Source organism: Pseudoalteromonas sp. RB2-MNA-CIBAN-0110, from assembly GCF_040309305.1.
GTDB classification, from domain to species: Bacteria; Pseudomonadota; Gammaproteobacteria; order Enterobacterales; family Alteromonadaceae; genus Pseudoalteromonas; species Pseudoalteromonas arctica.
In genome coordinates this window covers 58,305-67,242 of sequence record NZ_JBEOOQ010000026.1, presented here as the reverse complement: position 1 = coordinate 67,242, position 8,938 = coordinate 58,305, and the positions used below count along the sequence as shown (strand labels likewise).

Below are 8,938 nucleotides of genomic sequence, written 5' to 3'. Positions count from 1 at the left end.
GTGTTCGTTTGATCGGTGTATTATTTGACTTGGTCATAATAAATCCTAAATGTGTAAACACATTTCAGGACGAGACAACAAGCATAAAAAAAGCCGAAGAATAAATTCTTCGGCTTTTTAACACACATAGTCTCTTAAACTATTTAACCAGTTACGAAAACTGATTAAACAAGCTATCTGTACTTAAACCTTCTTGTTGCAAAATGTCTTTCAAACGACGTAATGCTTCTACCTGAATTTGTCTTACACGCTCACGTGTTAAGCCTATTTCACGACCTACATCTTCAAGTGTAGATGGCTCATAGCCAAGCAATCCAAATCGACGTGCTAACACTTCGCGTTGTTTAGGGTTTAATTCACCTAACCAATCTACAATATGTTTATTAATATCATTATTTTGTACTTCGCCTTCAGGGCCTGCACTTTTTTCATCTGGGATGATATCAAGCAGTACACTGTCGTTTTCACCACCAATCGGCATATCAACCGATGCTATTCTCTCGTTTAAACGTAGCATTTTAGTTACGTCTTCAACGGGTCTGTCTAGGCAAGCTGCAATTTCGTCAGCTGTTGGCTCATGGTCAAGCTTTTGAGTTAATTCACGTGCTGTACGTAAGTAAACATTAAGCTCTTTAACTACATGGATAGGTAAGCGAATGGTACGCGTTTGGTTCATAATGGCACGTTCAATTGTTTGACGTATCCACCATGTAGCGTAAGTAGAAAATCTAAAGCCACGTTCAGGGTCAAATTTTTCAACAGCGCGAATTAAGCCTAAGTTACCTTCTTCAATTAAATCGAGTAGAGCAAGGCCACGGTTATTGTAACGGCGTGCTATTTTAACAACTAAACGTAAGTTACTTTCAATCATACGTTTGCGTGAGGCTTCACAACCTCGAAGTGATTTGCGAGAAAAAAACACTTCTTCTTCTGCGCTAAGCAAAGGAGAAAAACCAATTTCGCCTAAATAAAGTTGGGTTGCATCAAGGTTTTTAGTTACTTCTTCTTTTGCAAAGATTTCATCGTCTTCTACTTTATCTAGTAAAGTTGTGCTTTCATCAGCAGCGATGTCATCGAATTTTTCGTCAGTCGTAGTGTGTTTGTCAAGTTTTGCTGCGCTAGCCATAAGCCTTCTCCCGAGCAATTATCAATACCTGAAAATTAGGGTAGGTATTTAGCAGGATTGACAGCTTGCCCTCGGTAGCGAATTTCAAAACGAAGCGCGGTGACCGGAGATTCTGAATTACCAATTTCTGCTATTTTTTGTCCTGCCTTAACCTTCTGCTTTTCTTTAACAAGTAATTTCGAGTTATGTGCATAAGCACTTAGGTAATCATCATTATGTTTCAATATGATTAAACTACCATAACCTCGTAGAGCGTTACCCGCGTATACCACTGTTCCTTGTGCCGCAGCTAAGACTGAAGCCCCTTTGCGATTAGTAATCTGTAAACCTTTATAACCGTTTTCCTTATTAGAAAAGCGTTTGGTAATTTTGCCCTTTGCAGGCCAAAACCACTTTACTTTACTGCTCGACAAACGTTTAGTATTACTAACTTTGTTACTGGCTTGTTTCTGAACATACTCTCGTTGTTTTGGAGGATCAAGCTCTTTCTTTAATATTATGTTATTTTTTTGTGTGTTTTTTATAGACTTTTTACTCGAATTCGTATATTTTTCATCCCTTTTTGTTTTTTCGGGCTTGGGGGTTAAGGAGATGTTTTGCCCAGGGAAAATTGTGTAAGGTGATGGAATTGAATTGTTTTTTGCAAGTAATCTAAAATCTTTACCGGCGCTAAAGGCTATCGAATAGAGCGTATCACCTTTTTGCACCTTATAAATATCGCCATTTATGTTAATGGTATGACCTAAATCATTAACATTATTATTTAGGCTGCTAACAGGCGCTGGAATATGGCGAGAAGAGCAACCAGAAAGAAAAACACCAACAAATATAGTCACATACAGTAAAAACTGTTTATTCATTGTATTTTTCTCCCAAATTAGACAATTGATATTTTTAACGCTTAACGCAATAAAAAGTACGCTAGCGCAATTAATACCACTAATCCCCAACCAAGTATTTCAATATATTGACGTAATTTTGCTTCCATTTTAGCCCCGCCCCACTTCATTAAGGCTGAAACTAAAAAGAATCGCGCACCACGTCCAATCGCCGATGCGAGTAAAAATGGCAAAAATGCCATTTGTAAAACACCTGCGCCAATGGTAAATACTTTATATGGTATAGGCGAAAAACCAGCTAAAAACACAACCCAAACACCGTAATCTTTAAACCAATTTAATGCGATATCAAACTTTTCTTGCCAGTGCATTTGTGCAATCAATGGCTCAACAACGGGTTCAAATAGCCAAAACCCAAGCAAGTAACCAACTACTCCACCAACAACCGATGCTATTGTGGCAAAGCTTGCAAAACGCCATGCTTTTTTGGGTTGCGCAAGCGACATAGGTGCAAGCATTACATCGGGCGGTATCGGAAAAAAAACTGACTCTGCAAAGCTCATTGCAGCTAAATAACGTTCCGCATGGCGGTGCTTTGCCCACACTAGGGCCATATCGTATAACTTGGTAAACAACTTCAAAATGAATTCCTATTCAATATCGCCAGGTACTAACGGCACAAATCTAACGGGAGCAATAACATGCTCTTTATAATTATCGCCTTCGCGGATAACCATTACTAATTTTTGATCGCTCTCACCAATGGGCGCTAATAACACGCCTCCATCGGCTAACTGAGCAAGTAAGTCTTGCGGAACTTTAGAGGCCGCAGCAGTCACTATAATACCATCAAAAGGTGCTTGTGATTGCCAGCCTTGCCAACCATCACCATGCTTCATGGTTACATTATATAAATCGAGTTGCTGCAATCGACGCTTTGCCTGCCACTGAAGCGTTTTAATACGCTCTACCGAATAAACCTTTGTAAACGTTTTGGCTAATATTGCAGTTTGATATCCAGAGCCAGTACCAATTTCCAGCACTTTATTGCGCACACCAGCTAAGCGAAGTAGCTCTGTCATGCGCGCTACTATATAAGGCTGGGAAATAGTTTGCCCTTGCCCAATAGGTAGCGCCGTATTTTCATAAGCTTTGTGTTTTAGCACATCGTCTACGAATATATGTCGCGGAATATCAGCTATAGCACTCAGTACTTGTGTATCTTCAACGCCTTCGCGCTTTAGTAAGTCAGATAGCGCTTTTGCACTGCGGGTATAATTAGCGAGCACGATTAATCTCCAAATCGGCTAACCAGTCTCCTACTGCTTTTAGGCTGTCTTTGGCTGTCATATCAACACTCAATGGCGTAACAGAGGCATAACCGTTATTGATTGCGTAAAAGTCGGTACCCTCACCTGCATCGCTTTCTATGCCCAGCGATCCATACCAATAAATATCTCGACCCCAAGGATCGGTTTGTTTGGTCATGGTTTCTGCTTTATGACGAGCACCTAAACGTGTTACTTGCACCCCTTTTAATTCACTTAATGGAATGTCTGGCACATTTATATTTATTATTTGATCTTTTGGAAGCGGATGCGAAGCCAAACCTTTAATAATATTTACGGTAACAGCAGCGGCTGTTTCAAAATGCTCACCTTTATGTGAGCAAAGCGATACCGCAATTGCAGGTAAGCCTAAATGGCGACCTTCAGTTGCAGCTGCAACAGTGCCAGAGTAAAGCGTATCATCGCCTAAATTGGCACCATGGTTAATACCAGCAACAACAAGGTCTGGTTTTTCATCAGCTAACTGATTTACACCTAAATGTACACAATCAGTAGGTGTGCCATTAACCGACATAAAACCATTTTCGAGTGTAGTTGCTCGTAGCGGGTTCATTAATGTTAAAGAATTACTTGCGCCACTACAGTTGCGATCAGGTGCAACAAGGGTTACATCTGCAATTTGTATAAGCGCCTGATATAAAACCGCAATGCCTTTAGCATTTACGCCATCATCGTTACTTAACAGTATCTTCATTTATGTCATTATCCTTTTCTTTGCGCTCTCGAGGGCTAGCATCTTTATAATCCACCAGCTCACGTAATAATGCAGTTGCAAAACACCCTTTTGGCAAACCAAAACTCAGTTTTAAACTGGTTTCATCTATGGTCTCAACCGTTAAGTTTTGCGGAATTAAACGCAGCATCCTGCGCTCATTTTTAAGGCCTAGCTCACCCAAGCCATCGCACCATGTTTGGAAAGGTTCAAGCCATATTTTTTCTTGTTCGGTTAAACCTTTTTCGCTTTTACCCACCATAGGTGCCGACATCATAATATCGCCAGTGGCTAATCGCTCTATGTTTTCGTCGTTAATTGCATCTTCAAAAAATGCATTACTGCCGCTGAGCATAAATACTTCACGGTGCATTGTTTTAGCTAAACCATGCTCTTTAACACGTAAATTTACTATTTGATTAAACACATGAGAACGCGCTGCTGAAATAATAATACCGCGCAGTTTTTTATCGCGAATGCGCTCCCCGGCAAACATTTTTTCAGCCATTACTAAGTTATGACCGCCATGCCCAAAGCGCTGTTCGCCAAAGTAATTAGGCACGCCTGCGCGTACTGCGTTAATACGGCATAAAATATCAAGGGGCTTGGTTACATTACGAAGCGTAATCGTAAATTTATTACCTTTGTGGCAGCCCGTGCGTAATTTACGGTCGTGGCGCTGTTGCGACACAATAAAAATACTCTCGCTATTTAAATCGCTAAAATCGATAGGCTTTTTAATCGGTACTTTTACACTAAACCACTGTGAGCACACACCGTGACGATCTTTCATGCCGGCGTAACTTACGTCTCGCGGTGAAACACCCGCACGCTGCGCAATTAGCTTGGCAACATATTGCGTATTTTCGCCTTTTTTAACCACCTGCAAACACACGTGTTCGCCACTGCCTGTAAATTCTATACCTAGGTCTTCATCAACCATAAAGTCTTCAGCGGTGGTTTTAAAATCAGCTTTAGAAAGCGGAACACCGTATAAATAATTTAAATCGCTCATGCGTTTTTTGTACTCATAGACTCTTTACTCATAATAACCACTGCATGGCTCGAAATACCTTCCCTGCGCCCTTCAAAGCCTAGCTTTTCGGTTGTAGTGGCTTTAACGTTAATTTGGCAAAGGTCACAATTTAAATCGCTGGCTAAATTAGCGCGCATAGCTTGAATATGTGGCAGCATTTTTGGCGCCTGTGCAACAATAGTCACATCGCCATTGCCAATTACATAACCTTGCTCTTTAGCTAAGCTCACCACATGGCGAAGTAAAATACGGCTGTCGATATTTTCATACTCGCTAGCCGTATCTGGAAAGTGCTTACCAATATCACCCATTGCAAGCGAGCCTAAAATAGCATCGCATAATGCATGAATAGCGACATCGCCATCTGAGTGCGCTAAAAAGCCTTGTGGGTAATCAATTTTTTCACCACAAATAGTTAACGGGCCTTCGCCGCCAAATTTATGTACGTCAAAACCATGGCCAATTCGTATCATAATGCACTCTCGTTTTGTTGTTTATGTAATAAAAACCCAGCCAAGTCTAAATCCTCTGGCGTGGTTATTTTAATATTATCGCTGCGACCTGCTACAAGCTTAACCGGTTTACCCGCCCACTCAATTGCACTGGCTTCATCGGTAATAGTAGCCCCGTTTGCTAATGCGTTTTGCAATGCATTTTTAAGCTCGTCATATTTAAAAAATTGTGGGGTAAGTGCTTGCCATAAATCGTCTCGTGGCACAGTTTGTAGGGCATGAGTGTGGCCGCGTTTTATGGTGTCTTTTACTTTGCTAGCTAAAATACCGCCTTCATCAGCGCGTATACATTCATCAATTAAACGTTCTATATCACTAATATTAACTAGCGGACGCGCAGCATCGTGCACCAACACCCATGTAGGCGGGTTAGGCGCTAAAAAAAGCAAGCTATTGAGTACTGAATCTGCACGCTCTTTACCGCCACTGGCGCGAACAATGCGCTTATCAAGTATTGGGAGTTCGTCAAAATAGGGGTCGCTGTCGCTAAGGGCAACAACAATAGTGCGTAATTGAGATAATTGAGAAAGTTTAGCTAAGGTGTGTTCTAAAATGGTTTTACCGGCTAATTGTATATATTGCTTAGGCGCATTGTGCTGCATTCTACTGCCAACGCCCGCAGCAGGAACAATTGCTGCAATAGTCTGTTTATTTGTCATATTGTTTGCCCGGTAAAACACGAATAAATGTTTCGTCCGGTTTAATCATTCCCAATTCGTTGCGTGCACGCTCTTCAATGCCTTCTTGGCCAAGCTTTAAGTCTTCAATATCTGCTTTAAGTACTTTATTACGTTTAATGAGCTTTTCGTTGGTTTCTTGATGCGACGCTACAGCACCTTTTAGCCGTGTGTAGTCTTGTAAACCATTATGACCAAACCATAATCTGTATTGTACAAACAGTGCTAAGCACAGTAAGCCAACTTGAAAAATACGCATTTAACACTCCTTATTTTAAATTCCAAATACCTTAACTTTAATACGCTAAGGGGCGCTTTAAATTGCGCCAATTAATACTACCCGCTAAAAGCATTTCGCGTAGTGATAAAACCCGTGGCATACAACGCTTCGAAAATTGCCACTGATGCCCGCAACATGCAGCGGTTAAACTCACTTTACTTGGCTTTATTAACTGAGCATTTTGCTGCTCTAGCCCATTTCCTAAAAAATCAAACCAACCAAGCTCGTTACAATGCAGCTTATTTTCGCCTAACTGATCGATACTGTCTATTCTAAGACGCACCTGATCGTAGCCATGTAATATAACGGGCACTATAAGCCCCACTTTGGCATACGTTTGATAAAAAAGTTCATTAGCTTGAACATTCACATCGGGTGGGGTCGGTTTTTGCTTTTCAAGCCACGTACCATTTTGCGCGTCCAGCGTAAAAGGCGTGTCACCATTGGCAACTAACGTTGCAGCTCGCTCAATATAATAAGGTAGGCTTTTTAACTGACGGCGCAGTTTATCGGCATTAGGCTCTGCAACTAATCGCTGAACCTCACGCTGATAAAACGCATTGCACAATTGTGCATACAACACTTTTTGTGCATCAGTTTGCCAAATTTCAACTTGCTGCTGAGTACCAAGTAACTGATTTTTAGCGACCAAAAGCTGTACTCAAAAATATTCAGATAAATGTTTTATAACACAGTATTGAATGTTTTTTAAGCGCAGCGCACTAATTAAGCGCTTGGCTTTTCACCTAATTTTGCTTTACCTGATTCTAAAAATTGCACAACCGTATTACGCTTTTTACCAATCAGCAAACTGCCATCAGCTAAAAACATAAAGTTTTGCCAATTGCGTTTAAATACATCAAATGTTGTTTCGATAATATTATCGCGTGCCATACAAAAATAAACAGTGGTGTTAGCTTCCCAATCTAAAAACGTTAAGATTGCTTCTGGTGGTTGCGCATCACCATTTTCCCACGCATCTTGCCAATCTACTTCTTGGCTAAAGCTTTTTTCTTGGCCACACCAATCGGTGTCTTCAAAAAAATCTGGGTGATCAAACTCACGGCTTACCATGGTTGTCCAAAGTACGGCTGCGCGCTCATCTCCCATAGGCTTTATTTTTACTGCGTCTTCATCTGATACAGGTAAGTCTTTATGACGAAAAACCCATGCTTTTTTGTAATCATCTAGCGAAATATAGTTCATAGTATTGGCAAATTAGTTAACATTAAAAGTGCAAAGCCAAATTATACAAGAGATCAAAACATGACTACAGCAATAAAACCACTTTCACTCAAACCAGGCATATACCAACATTACAAAGGGCCGCAATACAAAGTTGTTCATGTTGCCACCCACAGCGAAACCGAGGAGCAGCTTGTGATTTATCAAGCACTCTATGGTGAATTTGGTATGTGGGCGCGCCCACTTAGTATGTTTTTAGAAACTGTTGAAAAAGAAGGTGAGGTCATACAGCGTTTTGCCTACCTTGGACCTGCCGTTTAACTATGGCATTATAACAAAATAACTTACTCCTCAGACCAGACAAGGGTACACCGTGCAATTTAATTCAACTGACAATTACATAGCGAGTAGCGCACTTAAACAAGCTGTAAATGCTGCCATTATGCTTGAAAAACCACTTTTAATTAAAGGCGAACCTGGCACAGGTAAAACTATGCTGGCTGAGGAGTTGGCTAAAAGCCTAGATACCACGCTTATTCAGTGGCACATAAAATCGACCACTAAAGCGCAGCAAGGTTTATACGAGTACGACGCGGTTTCGCGCCTGCGCGACAGCCAATTAGGTGACGAACGTGTACACAATATTGGCAACTACATCGTTAAAGGTAAGCTTTGGCAGGCATTTACGTATGCAGAGCTTAACGGCAAACGCCCAGTGCTTTTAATTGATGAAATAGACAAAGCCGACATAGAGTTCCCAAACGACTTACTACTTGAGCTTGATAAAATGGAGTTTCATGTTTACGAAACTAACGAGCGCATTGTCGCAAAAGAGCGCCCTATTGTGATCATCACATCAAATAACGAAAAAGAATTACCGGACGCATTTTTACGCCGCTGCTTTTTTCACTATATTGACTTTCCTAGCAGCGACGAAATGCAGCAAATTATTGACGTGCACTACCCTAACGTTAAACAGGATTTAGTACGCCAAGCACTCGAAGTGTTTTTTAACCTGCGCGAAGCTAACGGCCTTAAAAAGAAACCTTCCACCAGCGAATTACTCGACTGGCTTAAACTACTTATGGCAGAAGACATAGACGCTAAAACACTGCACGACAAAGCTAAAAAAGGTGGCTTAATGCCAATGTTCGGCGCATTACTTAAAAATGAGCAAGACATAAGCCTAATCGAAAAACTTGCCTTTATGAGCCGCCGTTAA

Annotated in this window: 13 protein-coding genes; 2 read left to right on the top strand and 11 right to left on the bottom strand. The window is 41.0% G+C overall.

What is annotated here, in order from left to right:
- Nucleotides 1–151: 151 nt before the first annotated feature.
- The 11 genes from rpoS to AAEY68_RS13490 all read right to left on the bottom strand — a co-directional run bounded on the left by rpoS (nucleotide 152) and on the right by AAEY68_RS13490 (nucleotide 7,737).
- A complete protein-coding gene (rpoS, locus tag AAEY68_RS13540; RefSeq protein WP_007584786.1) occupies nucleotides 152–1,126 on the bottom strand; it encodes an RNA polymerase sigma factor RpoS in 975 nt (324 codons plus the stop codon).
- A gap of 35 nt (nucleotides 1,127–1,161) precedes the next feature.
- A complete protein-coding gene (locus tag AAEY68_RS13535) occupies nucleotides 1,162–1,986 on the bottom strand; it encodes a peptidoglycan DD-metalloendopeptidase family protein (RefSeq protein WP_024594062.1) in 825 nt (274 codons plus the stop codon).
- Nucleotides 1,987–2,027: 41 nt separating this feature from the next.
- Nucleotides 2,028–2,606 (bottom strand): YqaA family protein, encoded by a 579-nt coding sequence (locus AAEY68_RS13530; RefSeq protein WP_007584782.1) that lies wholly within the window; start codon nucleotides 2,604–2,606, stop codon nucleotides 2,028–2,030.
- Between the two features lie 9 nt (nucleotides 2,607–2,615).
- Nucleotides 2,616–3,254, bottom strand: coding sequence for a protein-L-isoaspartate(D-aspartate) O-methyltransferase (locus tag AAEY68_RS13525; RefSeq protein ID WP_007584780.1), 639 nt, complete (start codon nucleotides 3,252–3,254; stop codon nucleotides 2,616–2,618).
- Nucleotides 3,244–4,008: a 5'/3'-nucleotidase SurE gene (gene surE / locus AAEY68_RS13520; protein ID WP_007584778.1), complete on the bottom strand. Its 765-nt coding sequence runs from the start codon at nucleotides 4,006–4,008 to the stop codon at nucleotides 3,244–3,246. The genes AAEY68_RS13525 and surE overlap by 11 nt, the downstream gene beginning before the upstream one ends.
- Nucleotides 3,989–5,041 (bottom strand): tRNA pseudouridine(13) synthase TruD, encoded by a 1,053-nt coding sequence (truD, locus tag AAEY68_RS13515; protein ID WP_024594063.1) that lies wholly within the window; start codon nucleotides 5,039–5,041, stop codon nucleotides 3,989–3,991. Before truD ends, surE begins: the two co-directional genes overlap by 20 nt.
- A complete protein-coding gene (ispF, locus tag AAEY68_RS13510) occupies nucleotides 5,038–5,535 on the bottom strand; it encodes a 2-C-methyl-D-erythritol 2,4-cyclodiphosphate synthase (RefSeq protein WP_007584774.1) in 498 nt (165 codons plus the stop codon). The genes truD and ispF overlap by 4 nt, the downstream gene beginning before the upstream one ends.
- Nucleotides 5,532–6,233 (bottom strand): 2-C-methyl-D-erythritol 4-phosphate cytidylyltransferase, encoded by a 702-nt coding sequence (ispD, locus tag AAEY68_RS13505; protein ID WP_290293826.1) that lies wholly within the window; start codon nucleotides 6,231–6,233, stop codon nucleotides 5,532–5,534. The genes ispF and ispD overlap by 4 nt, the downstream gene beginning before the upstream one ends.
- Entirely contained in the window at nucleotides 6,223–6,510 is a 288-nt protein-coding gene (gene ftsB / locus AAEY68_RS13500; RefSeq protein ID WP_007584772.1) for a cell division protein FtsB, read from the bottom strand. Before ftsB ends, ispD begins: the two co-directional genes overlap by 11 nt.
- A 37-nt stretch (nucleotides 6,511–6,547) precedes the next feature.
- Nucleotides 6,548–7,183 (bottom strand): hypothetical protein, encoded by a 636-nt coding sequence (locus tag AAEY68_RS13495; RefSeq protein ID WP_024594064.1) that lies wholly within the window; start codon nucleotides 7,181–7,183, stop codon nucleotides 6,548–6,550.
- 74 nt (nucleotides 7,184–7,257) lie between these two features.
- Entirely contained in the window at nucleotides 7,258–7,737 is a 480-nt protein-coding gene (locus tag AAEY68_RS13490) for a DUF2947 domain-containing protein (protein ID WP_010554439.1), read from the bottom strand.
- Between the two features lie 60 nt (nucleotides 7,738–7,797).
- Here AAEY68_RS13490 and AAEY68_RS13485 point away from each other — a divergent pair, with 60 nt between their 5' ends.
- Together AAEY68_RS13485 and AAEY68_RS13480 are read left to right on the top strand one after the other, a co-directional pair.
- Complete coding sequence (locus AAEY68_RS13485) at nucleotides 7,798–8,037, top strand: DUF1653 domain-containing protein (protein WP_024594065.1); 240 nt, start codon at nucleotides 7,798–7,800, stop codon at nucleotides 8,035–8,037.
- Between the two features lie 52 nt (nucleotides 8,038–8,089).
- A complete protein-coding gene (locus AAEY68_RS13480) occupies nucleotides 8,090–8,938 on the top strand; it encodes an AAA family ATPase (RefSeq protein WP_010554437.1) in 849 nt (282 codons plus the stop codon).

Excerpts from the sequence above, each read along its gene's own strand:
- surE (WP_007584778.1), bottom strand. The coding sequence starts at position 4,008 with ATGAAGATACTGTTAAGTAACGATGATGGCGTAAATGCTAAAGGCATT.
- rpoS (WP_007584786.1), bottom strand. The coding sequence starts at position 1,126 with ATGGCTAGCGCAGCAAAACTTGACAAACACACTACGACTGACGAAAAA.
- AAEY68_RS13490 (WP_010554439.1), bottom strand. The coding sequence starts at position 7,737 with ATGAACTATATTTCGCTAGATGATTACAAAAAAGCATGGGTTTTTCGT.
- AAEY68_RS13535 (WP_024594062.1), bottom strand. The coding sequence starts at position 1,986 with ATGAATAAACAGTTTTTACTGTATGTGACTATATTTGTTGGTGTTTTT.
- truD (WP_024594063.1), bottom strand. The coding sequence starts at position 5,041 with ATGAGCGATTTAAATTATTTATACGGTGTTCCGCTTTCTAAAGCTGAT.
- ispF (WP_007584774.1), bottom strand. The coding sequence starts at position 5,535 with ATGATACGAATTGGCCATGGTTTTGACGTACATAAATTTGGCGGCGAA.
- ispD (WP_290293826.1), bottom strand. The coding sequence starts at position 6,233 with ATGACAAATAAACAGACTATTGCAGCAATTGTTCCTGCTGCGGGCGTT.
- ftsB (WP_007584772.1), bottom strand. The coding sequence starts at position 6,510 with ATGCGTATTTTTCAAGTTGGCTTACTGTGCTTAGCACTGTTTGTACAA.
- AAEY68_RS13485 (WP_024594065.1), top strand. The coding sequence starts at position 7,798 with ATGACTACAGCAATAAAACCACTTTCACTCAAACCAGGCATATACCAA.